Raw genomic sequence first — 16208 nt, forward strand, 5'->3', positions numbered from 1 at the left:
ATCAGGCTCCGAAAATCAGCACGGCGCAGCCGGCCAGAGTGAGCGACAGCGTCAACGCATCGCGCGGGACAAGAGCGCGTCGCGGCAGTCCGAACCATCCCCATTGATCGGCGGCGAGGCCTAACAGCGCTTGCCCGGCCATGCCCAGAGCCAGGGTTCCAGACATGGCCAGCGGGCTGTTGACGGTGATCGCGGCAAGCGCAACCGCCAGCGCTCCCGGCATCCCGCCCAAATAAGACCATAAAGGGGCTTTTTCCATGCCGCGTGGCTGGGTTTTGCTTGGATAGATCCACCAGATCAGCAAGGCTGTCAGCGCGCCTATGCCGTGGGCCAGCCACGAGGCGCTGATAGGATTGCTATAGCGCGCCAGCCGGCTATTGCTATGTATCATCAGCGCCAGCAGGATGCCGGCCAGCAAGGCGAGCATTGGCGGCGTCCATTGAGTCGCCAGGGCGCGCATCGACTTCAGTTTCATGAGTTTTTCCATATCGATTTTTCTTAGCCGGCGTGCCGCCGGTCGTTTCGATCATTACTATATATTGTGCTTAATTGACTGATAATCCGGCTTTGTGGAAACTGATCGTAGAGATTAAGTAGACAATGGCAATGGAACATTTCGCTGCGATTCCCATATTTGTCGCCGTGGTGGAGGCGGGCAGTTTTTCCGCCGCCGCCGTCAAGCTGGGTTTGACCAAGTCCGCCGTCAGCAAGCGGGTGCAGCAATTGGAGGCTGGCTTGAATGTGCGGCTGCTGCAGCGCACGACGCGCCGGCTCCGCCTGACCGAGGCGGGCGAGCGTTATTACGACAGCGTGCGCAATGCGCTGGCCATCGCCATCGAGGCGGAAGAGGAGGCTGCCGGCTTGCAAAGCCAGGCGGCGGGCTTGCTGCGCGTCAGCGCGCCGATGGCTTTCGGCCGTCTGCACCTGTCGCCGCTGGTGCCGGAGTTTTTGCGCCGCCACCCCAATATCGAGCTGGAGCTGGCGATGGACGACCGCATGGTGGACCTGGTGGTCGATGGCTACGACCTGGCCGTGCGCATCGGCAATCTGCCGGACAACAGCATGGTGGCGCGCCGCATCGCGCCGTGCCGGGTATGGGTGTGCGCCTCGCCGGACTATCTGGCGGAATATGGCGAGCCCAGGCATCCGGCCGAGCTGGCCCAGCATAACTGCATCGCCTATTCCTATTACCGCGGCGGCGCCAGCTGGGTTTTCCAAGGACCCGCAGGGGAGGTTCGCGTGCAGCCGCGCGGCAATTACCAGGTGAACAATAGCGAGGCGCGCCGCGACGCCTTGTTGGCGGGCCTGGGCATTTGCGAGATGCCGACCTTCATCGTCGGGCCGGATCTGGCGGCGGGCAGGCTCAAGGCGGTGTTGACCGATTATGCCTTGCCTCGCCACGCCATCCATGCGGTCTACCCTGAGCGGCGCCGCTTGCCAGCCAAGGCGCGCGCTTTCATCGACTTTCTGCAAGAAAAGCTGGGCGGCGATCTGCCCTTGTGGGATCGCGGCCTGCCCGCATCTTGGTTGGCGTCATCAAGCGGAAACCCATCATGAGCAAGACTTTCGGCAAGGCGCTGCTGTGGCTGCGCCGCGATTTGCGGCTGGACGATCACGCGGCCTTCTATCACGCGCTCAAGCATAGCCAGGCGGTGCTGCCGGTGTTCGTGTTCGACAGCTCGATACTGGACGCCTTGCCGCGCGACGACAGGCGGGTGGATTTCATCTGGCAAAGCGTGGCCGCGCTGAAGCGCGAGCTGAACCTGCTGGGCGGCGATTTGCTGATTCGCCATGGCCTCCCCGTGGACGAGATTCCCGCGCTGGCGGCGGAGTGGGGCGCGGAGGCGGTGTTTTGCAACCGCGATTACGAGCCGGTGGCGCGCGCGCGCGATGCGGAGGTGGCCAAGCGGCTGGCGGAGCGCGGCATCGCCTTTCACGCCAGCAAAGATCAGGTGATTTTCGACACCGACGAGGTGCTGACTGGTGCCGGCAAGCCATTTTCGGTATTCACGCCGTATAAAAACGCCTGGTTGAAACAGTTGACGCCGTTTCATCTGCAGGCCTACTCGGTGCGGCGCTATCTGGACGCGCTGATGCCGCGCGAGCCGCAGCCCATGCCGAGCCTGGCGGAGCTGGGCTTCCAGTCCAGCGATCTGGCCGCGTTGCCGGTGCGGGCGGGGAGCGAAGGGGCGGAAAGCTTGTTCGCGGATTTTGCCGGCCGGATCGACCGCTATAAAGCGCAGCGCGATTTCCCCGGCATCAAGGGCGTGTCTTATCTGAGCGCCCATCTGCGCTTCGGCACTCTTTCCATCCGCCAACTGGCGGCCTTCGCCTGGCATGATGGCGGCGAGGGCGCGATGTGCTGGCTGAGCGAGCTGATCTGGCGCGATTTCTATCAGCAGGTGCTGTGGCATAGGCCGGACGTGGTCGAGCATGCCTTCAAGCCGGAATACGACGCGCTGCCGTTTCCCAACCACGCCGAGTGGTTCGAGGCCTGGAAAGCGGGCCGGACCGGTTATCCGCTGGTGGACGCGGCGATGCGCCAGTTGAACCGCAGCGGCTATATGCACAATCGGCTGCGCATGGTGGCGGCCAGCTTCCTGGTGAAAGACCTATTGATAGACTGGCGCTGGGGCGAGCGCTACTTCGCCGAGACACTGCTGGATTTCGATCTGGCGGCCAATAACGGCGGCTGGCAATGGGCGGCCAGCACCGGCTGCGACGCCCAGCCTTATTTCCGCATCTTCAATCCGGTGAGCCAGAGCGAGAAGTTCGATCCGGACGGCCGCTTCATCCGCCGCTATGTGCCGGAACTGGCGGCGTTGCCGGATAAATTGATCCACGCGCCGTGGCAAGCCAAGCCGGAAGCCTTGATGGAGGCCGGCGTGCGATTGGGCCGCGATTATCCGCACCCCGTCGTCGATCACGCGGTTCAGCGCGAGCTGGCGCTGGCGCTGTTCAAACGCTGAATTCGTCCGGCCATTCGCCGCCTTCCAGCAACTGGCGGCGATAGCGCTCCGGCGAAGCGCCCAGCTGTTTCTGGAACATGGCGATGAAGGCGGACGGCGTGGCGTAACCCAACCGGGCCGCAATGGCCTGCACGCTGTCGCCTTGCTTCAGCAGCGACAACGCCTCCAGCAGCCGGGCGCGGCCGCGCCACTGGCCGAAGCTCATGCCCAGCTCGCGCTGGAATAATCTGGCCAGCGTGCGCTCGGTGCTGAATACCTTGTCGGCCCAGATTTTCAGCGGCGTGGGATCGGCGGGATCGGCGCGGATGGCGTCCAATATCGGCTGCAATAAGCGTTGGCCGCTATCCGGCAGATAGGTGGCCTCGCGTTTGGATTGCCGCACCCGCGCGAACAGCAGCTCGGCCTGGCGGATGTCCCAAGGGTCGGTCAGCGTGGTGACTTGTCGCTGGCCAAAGTCGTCCAGCAGGGCGCGGATCAGCGGCGTCTGCTCGATCAGGCAGATGTGGCTGGGCAACTGCGCCGCCAGCTCATGGCTGACATAGATGGAGGTGTAGTGCATGTCTTGGCGCACATAAGCGGCATGCGGCAGCTCCGGCGGCGTCCACAGCAGGTATTGGGCGGGGGACACCACCTTGCCGTCATCCAGCAGCAACTCCACCAGGCCCAGGCTGATCCGGTTCAATTGCCCCCAGCGGTGGCGATGGCGGGCGAATTCGCTTTTGGGCGTGAAGCGGTGATAGCGGAAGATCAGCGGCGCGGGCTCGGGCAGCAGGCCATCGCTGGCGAAATAGTCGGCGGGAGCGGCGTTCATCTTGTCCGGTTTGCCTCAGTGCATTGTTTGTTTCGAATTATATATCCGAGAACAGACGGAGCTAGAATAGCAGCCATCATGTCGAAGGAGCCTGTGATGGCTATGCTGTTTCCCTTGCTGGCGGTGTTGATCTGGGCCGCCAACGTCATCGTATCCAAGGCCGCCGCCCAAGTGTTGGACCCTGCGGCGATTTCGCTCTATCGCTGGCTGCTGGCCGCCATCGTGCTGACGCCGTTCTGCTTGCCGGCTTTGCGTCGCCGCATCGGCGAGCTCAAGCCCTGGCTGGGCAAGCTGTTGGCGCTGTCCGCGCTGGGGATGGTGCTGTTCCAGTGTCTGGCTTATTACGCCGCTCATAACACCAGCGCCACCAATATGGGCGTGATCACCGCCTTGGTGCCGCTGTTGGGCTTGTTGCTGAATGCCGCGGTTTTCCGTCAGAAAGTCAGCGGCCTGGCTTGGCTGGGCGTGGCGGTGTCGTTTTCCGGCGTGGCTTATCTGCTGGGGCAGGGCGATCCGCTGAGTCTGTTGACTCATGGCGTCAATATCGGCGATGCGCTGATTCTGGCTGGCGCCGCGTCCTATGCTTTGTATGGCATTTTGCTCAAGCGCTGGGCGCCGCCTTTCGGCGCTTGGGTCAATCTCTACTTGCAGGCCAGTCTGGCGGTGTTGCTGCTATTGCCGCTGAGCTTGACCGCGCACAGCATGGCGGTGCCGGCCAAAGGCATCGGCCTGGTGCTGTTCGCCGGCATAGGCTCGTCGGTGTTCGCCGCTTATCTGTGGATGCGCGGCATTCAGAAGCTGGGCAGCGACCGCACCGCCATCTTCATGAACCTGCTGCCCTTGTTCACAGCGTTGATGGCGAGCGCCATGCTGGGGGAGACCATCCACTATTTTCACTGGATTGGCGGTGGTTTGATCCTGCTGGGCGTCGCGTTGGGCCAGGGCGTGTTCCGGCGCGACGCTGCGGCTAAATTGGCATTTGTAAAAAAATAACACAATCTGTTAACAAAAATTCACATGGTGGGTTTGGCGTTTTATTGCGCTTATAGTGAAGTTGCGCCGGCGATTTTGCGAGCTTGACCAGCAAGATCGCCGGCTTGTGGCAAATTGCCGCAAAGGGCCCTGCCGCGGTGCAGAATATTCATGTCAAGAGGGTGTTGACGTTCATTTCACGGCAGGCTTACTATCGCCGCGTTTTCATTACTGGGGGCTGATGCCTTGGAAAGTTGCAGTAGTAGTTGTTGGTTATCTACCGGGTCGCTCTGACCGGCACAGGCATCGTCACCAAATTTTCTTGGCCGCTGTCTTGCCGCGAAGCTAGACAGTGCGCATCGATAGGCACAGCCGTTCGGCTGCCGCCGCGTACTTACCCAAACCACCGTTACTGCTGATGACCGCGAACCGAGACCTCTCGGACGCCTAAATCAGGTTTGCGCATTTTCGCGCTTGCATACGCCGCGTGTTTTCACGCCTGGCCGACGCAGGTTCGTCCATGCCCGCATGCCTTCGTTTGCTTGCAAAACGACGGGCGGTACCCGCTTGCGCCGCCCGAACGGAGAAATGACAATGACAAATCCCGTCAAGAACGAAGCTGTACTGGATAGCGCCCACGTCGGCGATATCCGCGGTGCCTTTGGCACTATCCGCCACGGCGACGTGGCGGCTCGCAATAGCATGTGGCAGCGTTTTCGCACGCTGCTGGCGATTTTAGGCCCCGGCCTGATCGTCATGGTCGGCGACAACGACGCCGGCGCTTTCAGCACTTATTCCCAAGCCGGCCAGAACTACGGCACCTCGCTGCTGTGGACCTTGCTGCTGCTGATCCCGGTGTTGTACGTGAACCAGGAAATGGTGCTGCGCCTGGGCGCCGTCACCGGCGTGGGCCATGCCCGTCTGATCCTGGAGCGTTTCGGCAAGTTCTGGGGCGCCTTCAGCGCCATCGACTTGTTCCTGCTCAATGCCCTGACCATCGTCACCGAGTTCATCGGCATCACCTTGGCCTTGCAATATTTGGGCTTGCCCAAGGAATGGGGGGTGGTCGCGGCCGCGCTGTTGGTGATGGCGGCGGCGAGCACCGGGGATTTCCGCCGCTTCGAGCGTTTCTCGATGATTCTGGTGGTGTTCAGCCTGTTCCTGGTGCCGGTGTTCATGATGGTGCACCCGCCGATGGCGCAGATCGGCCATGACCTGATCGTGCCGGGCATGCCCGCAGGCGGCAAGTTGTCCGACGTGATGCTGCTGATCATCGGCATCGTCGGCACCACCGTCGCGCCGTGGCAGCTGTTCTTCCAGCAAAGCTATGTGATCGACAAGCGCATCACCCCGCGCTTCATCAAATACGAGCGCGCCGACCTGTGGCTGGGCATCGTGCTGGTGCTGATCGGCGCCATCGCCATCATCGGCATGGCCGCCGCGCTGTTTGCCGGCAAGCCGGAATTCGGCAACTTCCAGGACGCCGGCGCCGTCGCCGCGGGCTTGGGCAAATATCACAGCCATCTGGCCGGCGTGCTGTTCTCCATCGCCCTGATCGACGCCAGCCTGATCGGCGCCAGCGCCGTGTCGCTGTCCACCGCTTACGCGCTGGCCGACGTGATGAACATGAAGCACTCGCTGCACCGCAAGCCGACCGACGCCCGCGCGTTCTACGCGGTGTACTTCCTGCTGATCGCCGGCGCCGCCGCCCTGGTGCTGATTCCGGGCGTGCCGCTGGGCCTGCTGACCAATGCCGTGCAAACGCTGGCCGGCGTGCTGCTGCCGTCCGCTTCGGTATTCCTGTTGCTGCTGTGCAATGACAAGGAAGTGCTGGGCCCGTGGGTGAATGGCCGCTGGACCAATCTGTTCACCGGCGCGGTGGCCGCCATCCTGGTGTTGCTGTCCATCATTCTGACCGCGTCGGTGCTGTGGCCGGATATTTCCAGCCAGACCATCATCAATGTTTTGGTGGGCGGCAGCATTATCGGCGGCATCGTGGTGATTGCGGCCCATACCGTGAAACTGCGCCGCGACGCAGAATCCGGCGCCGATCTGAAGGAAGAGGCCAAGCCGAGCAAGCTGTACATGCAAACCTGGCGCATGCCGCCGCTGAACCAGCTTAAGCCGATGGTGCTGTCCCGCACCAATCGCCTGTGGATGGGCGTGCTGCGCGGCTACTTGGTGATAGCGGTGGTGATGGTGGTGTACAAAGTGACGGAAGTCGCCTTGCTTGCCCACTGAGAGGCGGGTTAAGGTGGTGGCCGGCGACGCATCGAGCGCGCCGGCGGCGCAAAGCCGTCCTTTGGGGCGGCTTTGTTTTTAGGGAGCGGTGCATGGTGGCTTTCACAGAAAGCCACCATGCACATTCCTTATATAACAATTCAATATGGGGGGCTCATGCATTACAGTCTGCAAACTTTATTCGATTTCGACCTTTATGGCCTGTTGCATTCCTTCATTTGCCTGGCGATGGCTTTTGTTTGCGGCACGGTGATCGGTCTGGAGCGGCAGTATCGCCAGCGCACGGCTGGCCTGCGCACCAACGCGCTGGTGGCGGTGAGCGCCGCGGCCTTCGTCAATATGGCTTTGCAGCTGGATGGCTCGGGCAGCGCTTCTAGGGTGGTGGCCTATGTGGTCTCCGGCGTCGGTTTTCTCGGCGCCGGCACCATCATGAAAGAAGGTTTGAATGTCCGTGGCCTGAATACCGCCGCCACGCTATGGGGCTCAGCCGCCACTGGCGCTTGCGCCGGCGCGGGCATGCTGGGCCAGGCCATCCTGACCACGGTGTTTGTGCTGGCGGTGAACACGCTGCTCAGACCCGTGGTCAATTCCATCAATCGCCGGCCTATCGACGACGATTCCAGCGAAGTCACTTACCAGTTGTGCGTGATTTCGACGCGCGAAGAGCAGAAGCAGGCGCTGTCGCATGTCGGCGATTTGCTGGAGCGCGCCAATTACCCGGTGGGCGACCTGGATGTCGAGGCCTTCGGCGAGGACGAGGTGGAAATGACCGCCACCTTGCTGGCCACCTCGGTGGATTCGGACGAGCTGGACCGCATCGCCGCCGAATTGGCGGCCAAGCCCTATATCAGCCAGGCCTACTGGAATACCAGCACCAGCGAATGAGCCGGCCCAAAGGCAAGCAACCGCCGCGCTTGCGCCCGGCGGTTTTTTCATGTCCGCGATTTAGGCATCATTCGCCATCCGGCGCTTTGTTTGCAGTCAAAGTTCATGACGGACGGTGTTACAATCGGGATAGGTTTTTAGTTGTCGCGCGGCACCGGTTTTATCCAGCGCCGGCGGCGGGGTAATCCACGGGCGGCCGGACCGGCGCCCGGCTTCTCGAGACAGCCTTATGACCATCATCCGCCAGGAAGACTTCATCCAGAGCATCGCCGATGCCTTCCAGTACATCAGCTGTTACCACCCGAAAGATTATATCGACGCGCTGTACCAGGCTTACCTGAACGAGGAAAGCACCGCCGCCAAGGACGCGATGGCGCAGATTCTGGTCAACAGCCGCATGTGCGCCGAAGGCCGGCGCCCGATCTGCCAGGATACCGGCATCGCCGTGGTGTTCCTCAAGGTGGGCATGAAAGTGCAGTGGGATGCCGCTTTGAGCGTGCAGGAGATGGTCAACGAGGGCGTGCGCCGCGCCTACAACCATCCGGACAACAAGCTGCGCGCCTCCGTGCTGAGCGACCCGGCCGGCAAGCGTCTGAACACCAAGGACAACACCCCGGCCGTGGTGCACTTCGAGATCGTCGAAGGCGATCAGGTGGACGTGATCTGCGCGGCCAAGGGCGGCGGTTCGGAAAACAAGTCCAAGATGGCGATGTTGAACCCGTCCGATTCCATCGTCGATTGGGTGCTGAAAACCGTGCCGACCATGGGCGCCGGCTGGTGTCCGCCCGGCATTCTGGGCATAGGCATCGGCGGCACGCCGGAAAAGGCGATGCTGCTGGCGAAAGAATCGCTGATGGACCACGTCGATATCCACGAACTGAAGGCCAAGGCCGCTGCCGGCGGCGATTTGTCGCGCGTGGAAGAACTGCGCCTGGAATTGTTTGAAAAGGTCAATGCGCTGGGCATAGGCGCCCAGGGCCTGGGCGGCCTGACCACGGTGCTGGACGTGAAGATTCTGGATTACCCAACCCATGCGGCCTCGCTGCCGGTGGCGATGATCCCGAACTGCGCCGCCACCCGCCATATCCATTTCCATCTGGACGGCAAGGGCCCGGCCCAGCTGGAACCGCCCAAGCTGGAAGACTGGCCGGACATCACCTACGACGCGTCCAACGGCAAGCGCGTCGATCTGGACAAGATCAGCAAGGAAGAAGTGGCCAGCTGGCAACCCGGCGACGTGCTGCTGCTGAACGGCAAAATCCTCACCGGCCGCGATGCCGCCCACAAGCGCATGATAGACATGCTGAACAAGGGCGAGCAGCTGCCGGTGGACTTCACCAACCGCTTCATCTATTACGTTGGCCCGGTCGACCCGGTGCGCGACGAAGTGGTAGGCCCGGCCGGCCCGACCACGGCCACCCGCATGGACAAGTTCACCCGCCAGATGCTGGAGCAGACCGGCTTGCTGGGCATGATAGGCAAGGCCGAGCGCGGCCCGGCGGCGATCGAGGCGATCAAGGACAACAAGGCCGTGTACCTGATGGCCGTCGGCGGCTCCGCCTACCTGGTGTCCAAGGCGATCAAGGCATCCAAAGTGGTGGGCTTCGCCGACCTGGGCATGGAGGCGATCTACGAATTCGAGGTCAAGGACATGCCGGTGACAGTGGCGGTGGATTCCTGTGGCACCTCGGTGCATAACACCGGCCCGGCGGAATGGCGGGTGAAGATTGGGAAGATTCCGGTCAGCATTGCCTGATCTTAGGACTATGCAGAAACAGCCCTCTCGTTTAGAGCGGGCTGTTTTTTTTATGGGTAAGCATACTTTTAACTTAATTAAGAGTAAGTTTTGAATGAATCGATGTTTTTGTTTTGATAATCCACTGAAGTCGGGTATGCGATTGCAATATTTATTGCTTGTTTAAATTGCTTAAATTATTGTTGCATTGGTGACGCAGTCATCTGTTAATACATGTGTTTACGACGGTTTTTTCTTGCAAAACTGCCTATGTCAGCATACATACTGAAAATGTTCCCGGCATCGTTTCAGTGGTTTTACCTATCTCGATATGAATATGTCTCTCGGTTCTGTCGCCACCTTCGGTCTTTACTCGGATTTGTACGCCCGCTTCCGGCCGTCTTATCCGGAGGAGCTGTATGCCTGGCTGTTGCCGCTATGCCCTGGTTATCAACGGGCATGGGATTGCGCGACCGGCAGCGGGCAAACGGCGGTGCGCCTGGGGGAGAGTTTTGCGCGGGTGGATGCCACCGATATCAGCTCGGCGCAGCTTTCCGCCGCTGAGCCGCATACTCAGGTGTATTACCGGGAGTGTCCAGCCGAGGTGACGCCGTTCGACGACGATTGCTTTGATCTGGTTTGCGTGTCGCAGGCGCTGCATTGGTTCCATCATCCGTCCTTTTGGCCGGAGGTGGCGCGGGTTTTGAAGCCTGGGGGAGTCTTTGCGGCCTGGGGCTACCACCATTGCGAGGTGACGCCGGAAATCGACCGGGCATGCAGCGTGCTGTGGTCCATCATCGAACCGTTCTGGTCCAGCCGTTGCCAGTTATTGTGGGATGATTTTCAGGGCAGCGGCTGTCCCTTGCCCTTGCTCAAGGCGCCTAGTTTCATCATTCGCAATGAATGGGCGCTGGATCATTTTCTGGGATTCCTGAACACCACGTCGGCGAGCAAATTGTGCAAGCGGGCTTTGGGGGAGGGGATACTGGACGATGCCTGCAAGCGGATCGCCCGCGCCTGGGGCGATCCTCAGCAAAGGCGGCAGGTGACCCTGCCGGTGCATCTGCTGGTGGCCCGCAAGGACGAAGCGGGCGCGTCCAAGGGCTTGGCTTGACTCAATGGCGGCGGTCGTATTCCGCCTGCAGGTCGGATAGCAGGATATTGAGCGCGTCGGACGAGCGGATCAGCTCGATCAGCGAAATAGCCAGCGAGGCGATCATGCTCAGCAAGCTGGCGCCGAAAGTCACCTCCCCCCAAGCCTGCCAGCCGGTATAGATCTGAAACATCGCCACCGTGCACAGAAACAGGCTGCCTATCCCCATGAATTGCATCCATTTGATCAGCGTGATGCGGGTGCGCAGATTGCCGATCTGACGCAGGATTTTCGGATCCTTGCTGTCGCGGTATTCCTCGTACAAATTGCGAATGATGCTGGCCAGGCCCAGAAAGCGGTTGGTGTAAGCCAAAAGCAGCAGGGAAATGGCGGGGAACAGCAAGGCGGGGGTGCCAAGATTCAGCATGGTGTGCATCAGGAGTTCTCGTCTATCCAAACATCGATGCCGCTGGGCGCGGCGTCAAACAATTCCATTACGTCCTGATTTTTCATCCGGACGCAGCCCAGCGAGCTGGGCTGGCCCCATGGTACATGATCTCCGGCGCCGTGGATGTAAATCGCGCGATCATAGCTGTCCACATTGCCGCCTTGATTCAAGCCGGGCTCCTGGCCGCAAAGCCACAGGATGCGGGTCAGGATCCAGTCTTTGTTCGGATACTGGGCGTGCAGTTCGGGCGTGTATTTCCAGGGCGTGATCCTGCGGCGGAAGATGATGGTGTTTTCCGCCGCGCCTGCGCCTATTTTGTCGCATACGGTATGCCAGCCGCGCGGCGTCTGATAGCTGCCTGTCGTTTCACCAAGGCCGTTCTTGGCGGTGGAAACCACGTATTCCTTTTGCACGCGCCCCCAGTCATCCAGCAGCCGCAAAGTTTGCGATTTCACGCCTATCCAGATCCAGGCCTGGCCGTAATGGCGTGGGTTGGCATGGGTGGCTTGCAGCGGGGCGTCTTGTTCTTGGTTCAGAATCATCGCCGCGGCATCATCTTGCGCCCATGCGGGCAGGGAAAGAGTGCCGAGCAGGCAGAGTAAAAGCCAAGGCATGGTTTTAGTCCTCGGCGGCGGCTTGGCGGCGCGCCTGGAAAAAGGCTGAAAGCTGGCTGGCGCAGGCCTCGGCGTCTACGCCGCCAAAGATCGATGCATGGTGATTGAGCTTGCGGTCGGAGAATAAATTGATGGTGCTGCCGGCCGCGCCGGTTTTGGCGTCGCGCGCGCCATAGACCACGCGGGCGATGCGCGAGTGCAGGATGGCGCCGCTGCACATCGGGCAGGGCTCCAGCGTGACGTAAAGATCGCAGCCATCCAGCCGGTAATTGCCCAGCCGGGCGGCGGCCTCGCGCAGCGCCAGCATTTCCGCGTGGGCTGATGGGTCATGGCGGCCTATGGGCTGATTGTAGCCCTGGCCTATCACCTCCCCATTCTTGACCACCACGGCGCCGACCGGCACTTCGCCTTCTGCGGCCGCCTGTTCCGCCAAGCGGCGCGCTAGCGACATGAAGCGAGCGCGCTCCTCTGCTGCTGGCGGCAAGGAGACAGGAGGGTGTTCGGTCAATTGTTTGAGCAATGCGGCCTTGTCTGCTTCGGTTAAATCACGCCAATGCCCTCCGCGGGCGGCCGCCTCCAGCGCGAACAATAGGCGGCGGGTGACGGTATGCCCCGCTGCTTTCAACTTTAAAAAAGCGGTGACTACGCCGCAATCAAGCAGCTGCTGCCGGGTTTGAATGTTCTGGATGGCCAGCCACTCAAGCGCGGCGGGAGGCAGGGGCGGGGATGAAAGCGTCACGAGGGGCGGGGAAGGTTGCGTAGATGGCTGCATTATCGCGCGTTTGGTCGATGGGACCAATATGCGCGCCGAAGGGCAGGCAGGGATTGGGTTGGTAACATGCAAATAGTCATAAAGAATGGCAAAAAAATGCCGATATGAGTGAAAACCAAAGAAAGTCCTTCCCATGTCCGTGATTCCATCTCAATTCGCCTCGGCAGGTTTGAGCGCATGGAGGCAGACTATCGCCGCGCCCGCGCCAGCCGGCGGAGCCAGCCAAGACGACGGCGCCGCGGCCTCGGTTGATGCGGCCAGCCAAGCTTCAAGTTCGCAAGCCGTCCCGCCGTCTAATTCGCTTAGCCAGGTGCAGCAGGCGCTCAATCGCGGCTGGCAGGATTATATGCAGAAGCTGCGAGTCAATTTGAACCAGCTTCCCAAGCAAAGCCCGCAGGCCGATCAAATGCAGAAAGAGCTGCTGAAGAAGCAGGCTGACTCATTGCGTCAGATGATGATGATCACGCATGACAAGGCCAGTCTGCGCGCCTTGGCTAGTCAATTGGCGCGCTTGGCGCGAGAGTTGAAGGATCTGGTTTCCAGCATGACGCAGAACGCGGCCGACTCGCAGATGGCGGTCAGCGTGGCGGGACAGCCTTCCGGCGATGCTTCTGCCGGTTCGGGTTCTGGCGATGGCGCGCAGATGGATGCGTCGGCAGGAGGCTCCGCGGCGGAAGCCGCGCAAGCGGCAGCAGGGGGCGCGGCGGATGCCGCAAGCTCCGACGCATCGACGGCGGATGACGCTCAAGCCGCCTCTGCGGCGGCGAATGCCGCCGGCAATGGGCAAGGACAAGCCGGAGCGAATGCATCGTCAGGCGCTCAGGCGCCGTCTGCGGGAAGCGAAGGCCAAAGCGCGTCAGGCGGACAAACGCAATCCGCCGCCTCGGGCCAGGCTGCCAACCAGGCGGATCCGCAGGCCGCGCTGCGCAATATGTTGGCCAAAGGCAATCCGGTGGCGGGCGATGGCGATATTCAGGAGATCGCGCGGACGCTGAAGATGGTGCAGGATTTTATCAAGCGAATGGCGCAGCAACTGCAGGGCCAGCAAGACTCGAATTCGCGCAGTATCAAAGAAGATTTGAAGCAGGCGGACAAAGCCTTGGAGGATGTGGACAAGATACTCAAGGGCGGGTCGGAGGCGCTGGCGGCGGTCAATGGCGAGATATCGGTCAATATCAATGTTTCGGCGGAAGCGGGCGGCGGGACGAGCGTCAGCGCATAAGCCGCATGGGCGCGCGTCAGCGGCGCAGCAGGCGGCTGATCAGCCGCCAGGCGGCCAGCAAGCGCGAGCCGCCTTTCAGCCAGCGGCCTAGTTTGGCGCCGGGAAGCAGCTTGGCGGCGATGTCCACGATGGCGCCCAGTCCGCCGGGCGCTTTCCAGAAAGCGAATCCTTCGCCGGCCCATCTCAATGGCTGAGCCAAGCGCTGCTGCTCCAGCCTGAGCTTGATGCGCAGCGCTTCGCCCTTCATCACCAGCAACTGTTTTTTCAGGGCGCGGTCTTGCGGCGTCATGGTCTTTCTCCGCCCGGGCCCAGCGCGGTCCAATCCTTGCGGACTTCTTCCAGCGTGGTGGCGAACGGCGCCGGCTGTTCGCGCAATTTGCGCCGCAAACCCAGCAGCAGAAAGGCCGAGGCGCCGCAGAGCAGCAGCGCCAAGGCAGCCATCACCGCCAGCCGCCAGGCCGCGGGCGTCAAGGCCCACAGCGCCAGCACGGCGGCGATCAGGCCACAGCCCAGCAACACCAGGCCCAGCATGCCTTGCAACAGATTGCCGACGATATCGTCCTTCAGCTCTTGCGCTTCCAGCGACAACAGTTCGGCGCGGGTGAACAAGAGCGCGGCGACGCCGCCGGCGAAGGAGCGCATGCTGCCGGGCCGGGGCGGGCGGGGCGTTTCAGCCATCTAGCTTAGCGGCGGGAAACCAGCATGCCCAGCAGAAAGCCGACGCCGGCGGCGATGCCGATGGACTTCCACGGGTTCTCATGCACGTATTGATCGGTGGCCTTGGCCGCCTCCTTGGCCTTGCCCACTACCGCCTGCTCGGCGTCGATCAGACGCACCTTGGCGACTGACAGCTTGTCGGCCAAGCGCTTGCGCAGCTCGCGGCTTTGCTGGCTGCCGTCGTCGGCGGTGGCGTCTATCAGTTCTTCGGTGCTGGCTAGCACCTGGCGAACATCATCCAGCAGTTGTTCTTTTTCCTTGGCGATTCCGGCTGCATTCATGGCGACCTCCTGGCGAAAGACAATGGGAACATCTAGCGGGCGCGCGCTTGGCGCGGCGCAGCAATCAAGTTGTACGGGTCCAAGCTAACAGGCCGGCGCGGTCCAGTCAAACCACGCGGTCAAGATTTCAGCCGCGCGGGCACAGGGCTTCGTCCAACGAAGCCTCGGCGGCGGGCCTGGCGCTCAAGGCGCACAGCCAGCCGGTGACGGCGACGCCCGCGCAGTAAAGCACGCATATCCATGGGCTCCACGGCATGGCGGCGATCAGCAGCAGCGGCGTCACGCTGGCCCAGATCGAGTAGGCGATGTTGTAGGTGAAGGAAATGCCGGACACGCGCACATCGGCCGGGAACATGCCCACCATGATGGACGGCACCACGCCGACGATGCCGCAACACAGGCCGGCGAAGGCGTAGGCGAGGCCGGTCCAGCCCCAGCCGCCTATCAGGTCGGCGTACAGCGCCGCCACGCCGACCGGCAGCAGCAGGCTGTACAGCATCAGGCTGCGCTTGTGGCCGATGCGGTCGCAGACGTGGCCGGCGATCACGCAGCCGATATTGAGGAAGACGATGCCCACGCTGCTGAGCGCGAAGGCCTGGTCGGCATGCATGCCGAAGCGCTGTTGCAGCAGCGTGGGAGTGACCACCACCAGCACCACCACGGCCGACGTCAGCACGCAGGTCAGCACCGCGGCTGGCAGCAGGGTGGCCTTGTGGCGACGCAGCACATCCAGCAGCGGGTAGGCGGTGCGGCCGCGTTCGGCCTGGCGCTCGCGCATGGCCAGGAACACCGGCGTTTCGCTCAGCCAGCGGCGCAGCCAGACGCCCAGCAGGCCAAACGGGCCGCCAAGCAGGAAGGGAATGCGCCAGCCGTAATCCAGCATCTCCTGCGGCGTGAACATCCGCGCCAGAATAGTGGCGGTCAGCGCGCCCAGCAGATAGCCGAAAGTCAGTCCGGCCTGCAGCACGCCCAGCGCGTAGCCGCGTCGCGCCAATGGCGCGTGCTCGGCCACGAAAGACCAGGCGCTGGGCACTTCGCCGCCCACTGCCGCGCCTTGCAGAATGCGCAGCGCCAGCAGGATCAGCGGCGCGAAGATGCCGATTTGCGCATAGGTGGGCATCAGGCCTATCAGCAGGCAAGGGCCGGCCATCAGCAGGATGGTGAGGCTGAATACCCGCTTGCGGCCCAGGATGTCAGCGAAGTGGGCCATCAAGATGCCGCCCAGCGGCCGCGCCAGGTAGCCGGTGGCGAAAATGCCGAAGGTTTGCAGCAGGCGCAGCCATTCCGGCATGGCGGGCGGGAAGAATAGCTTGCTCAGCGTGGTGGCGAAGAAAGCGAAAATGATGAAATCGTAGATTTCCAGCGCGCCGCCCAGCGCGGCCAGACCAAGCGTCTTGTAGTCGGTGCGGGTGAGCGGTGTGGATCGGTTTGGGGTCATGGTCAATCAC

At 62.1% G+C, this 16208-nt stretch carries 17 protein-coding genes; 8 read left to right on the forward strand and 9 right to left on the reverse strand.

The genetic code is table 11. The annotated features are described in order from the left end of the window. Window position 1: 1 nt before the first annotated feature. Complete coding sequence (locus NKT35_RS13830) at window positions 2–475, reverse strand: DMT family transporter (protein WP_254293879.1); 474 nt, start codon at window positions 473–475, stop codon at window positions 2–4. Window positions 476–606: 131 nt separating this feature from the next. Here NKT35_RS13830 and NKT35_RS13835 point away from each other — a divergent pair, with 131 nt between their 5' ends. Together NKT35_RS13835 and NKT35_RS13840 are read left to right on the forward strand one after the other, a co-directional pair. Continuing rightward, window positions 607–1557 (forward strand): LysR family transcriptional regulator, encoded by a 951-nt coding sequence (locus NKT35_RS13835; protein ID WP_254293881.1) that lies wholly within the window; start codon window positions 607–609, stop codon window positions 1555–1557. After that, window positions 1554–2969 carry a cryptochrome/photolyase family protein gene (locus NKT35_RS13840; RefSeq protein ID WP_254293883.1) on the forward strand — a complete coding sequence of 472 codons (1416 nt, stop codon included), beginning with the start codon at window positions 1554–1556 and terminating at the stop codon, window positions 2967–2969. Before NKT35_RS13835 ends, NKT35_RS13840 begins: the two co-directional genes overlap by 4 nt. On the opposite strand, the gene NKT35_RS13845 is transcribed toward NKT35_RS13840, so the two are convergent. Next, the gene (locus tag NKT35_RS13845) at window positions 2959–3780 is read right to left on the reverse strand and encodes an AraC family transcriptional regulator (protein WP_254293885.1); all 822 of its coding nucleotides are present in this window, start codon (window positions 3778–3780) and stop codon (window positions 2959–2961) included. The two genes, NKT35_RS13840 and NKT35_RS13845, sit on opposite strands and share 11 nt — an antisense overlap. 96 nt (window positions 3781–3876) lie before the next feature. Here NKT35_RS13845 and NKT35_RS13850 point away from each other — a divergent pair, with 96 nt between their 5' ends. From NKT35_RS13850 to NKT35_RS13870, 5 genes are all read left to right on the forward strand, one after another. Beyond that, window positions 3877–4773: a DMT family transporter gene (locus NKT35_RS13850; protein WP_254293887.1), complete on the forward strand. Its 897-nt coding sequence runs from the start codon at window positions 3877–3879 to the stop codon at window positions 4771–4773. A 573-nt stretch (window positions 4774–5346) separates the two neighbouring features. Next, on the forward strand, window positions 5347–6993 hold the full coding sequence (locus NKT35_RS13855; RefSeq protein ID WP_254293888.1) for an Nramp family divalent metal transporter: 1647 nt from the start codon (window positions 5347–5349) through the stop codon (window positions 6991–6993). 156 nt (window positions 6994–7149) lie between these two features. Beyond that, window positions 7150–7878, forward strand: a complete 729-nt coding sequence (locus tag NKT35_RS13860; RefSeq protein ID WP_254293890.1) for an MgtC/SapB family protein — start codon at window positions 7150–7152, stop codon at window positions 7876–7878. Window positions 7879–8107: 229 nt separating this feature from the next. Then, window positions 8108–9634, forward strand: coding sequence for a fumarate hydratase (locus tag NKT35_RS13865; RefSeq protein ID WP_254293892.1), 1527 nt, complete (start codon window positions 8108–8110; stop codon window positions 9632–9634). A gap of 316 nt (window positions 9635–9950) precedes the next feature. After that, on the forward strand, window positions 9951–10727 hold the full coding sequence (locus NKT35_RS13870) for a class I SAM-dependent methyltransferase (RefSeq protein ID WP_254293894.1): 777 nt from the start codon (window positions 9951–9953) through the stop codon (window positions 10725–10727). Window position 10728: 1 nt separating this feature from the next. Here NKT35_RS13870 and NKT35_RS13875 read toward each other — a convergent pair whose 3' ends face one another. The 3 genes from NKT35_RS13875 to tadA are packed head-to-tail and all read right to left on the reverse strand — an operon-like array spanning window position 10729 to window position 12507. After that, window positions 10729–11142: a DUF2721 domain-containing protein gene (locus NKT35_RS13875; protein ID WP_254293895.1), complete on the reverse strand. Its 414-nt coding sequence runs from the start codon at window positions 11140–11142 to the stop codon at window positions 10729–10731. Beyond that, the gene (locus tag NKT35_RS13880) at window positions 11142–11768 is read right to left on the reverse strand and encodes a L,D-transpeptidase (protein WP_254293897.1); all 627 of its coding nucleotides are present in this window, start codon (window positions 11766–11768) and stop codon (window positions 11142–11144) included. Before NKT35_RS13880 ends, NKT35_RS13875 begins: the two co-directional genes overlap by 1 nt. A gap of 4 nt (window positions 11769–11772) precedes the next feature. Continuing rightward, the gene (gene tadA, locus NKT35_RS13885; protein ID WP_254293899.1) at window positions 11773–12507 is read right to left on the reverse strand and encodes a tRNA adenosine(34) deaminase TadA; all 735 of its coding nucleotides are present in this window, start codon (window positions 12505–12507) and stop codon (window positions 11773–11775) included. A 166-nt stretch (window positions 12508–12673) separates the two neighbouring features. Between tadA and NKT35_RS13890 the strand changes: the two genes are divergently transcribed. Continuing rightward, window positions 12674–13762 (forward strand): hypothetical protein, encoded by a 1089-nt coding sequence (locus tag NKT35_RS13890; RefSeq protein WP_254293901.1) that lies wholly within the window; start codon window positions 12674–12676, stop codon window positions 13760–13762. A gap of 16 nt (window positions 13763–13778) precedes the next feature. Here NKT35_RS13890 and NKT35_RS13895 read toward each other — a convergent pair whose 3' ends face one another. The 4 genes from NKT35_RS13895 to NKT35_RS13910 all read right to left on the reverse strand — a co-directional run bounded on the left by NKT35_RS13895 (window position 13779) and on the right by NKT35_RS13910 (window position 16198). Then, a complete protein-coding gene (locus tag NKT35_RS13895; protein WP_254293903.1) occupies window positions 13779–14051 on the reverse strand; it encodes a hypothetical protein in 273 nt (90 codons plus the stop codon). Then, the gene (locus NKT35_RS13900; protein WP_254293905.1) at window positions 14048–14404 is read right to left on the reverse strand and encodes a phage holin family protein; all 357 of its coding nucleotides are present in this window, start codon (window positions 14402–14404) and stop codon (window positions 14048–14050) included. Before NKT35_RS13900 ends, NKT35_RS13895 begins: the two co-directional genes overlap by 4 nt. A 41-nt stretch (window positions 14405–14445) precedes the next feature. Beyond that, window positions 14446–14760 (reverse strand): ElaB/YgaM/YqjD family protein, encoded by a 315-nt coding sequence (locus NKT35_RS13905; protein ID WP_254293907.1) that lies wholly within the window; start codon window positions 14758–14760, stop codon window positions 14446–14448. A gap of 127 nt (window positions 14761–14887) precedes the next feature. Then, the gene (locus NKT35_RS13910; protein WP_254293909.1) at window positions 14888–16198 is read right to left on the reverse strand and encodes an MFS transporter; all 1311 of its coding nucleotides are present in this window, start codon (window positions 16196–16198) and stop codon (window positions 14888–14890) included. Window positions 16199–16208 lie beyond the last annotated feature (10 nt).

This window comes from Chromobacterium sp. IIBBL 290-4 (genome assembly GCF_024207115.1).
Taxonomy (GTDB): Bacteria; Pseudomonadota; Gammaproteobacteria; order Burkholderiales; family Chromobacteriaceae; genus Chromobacterium.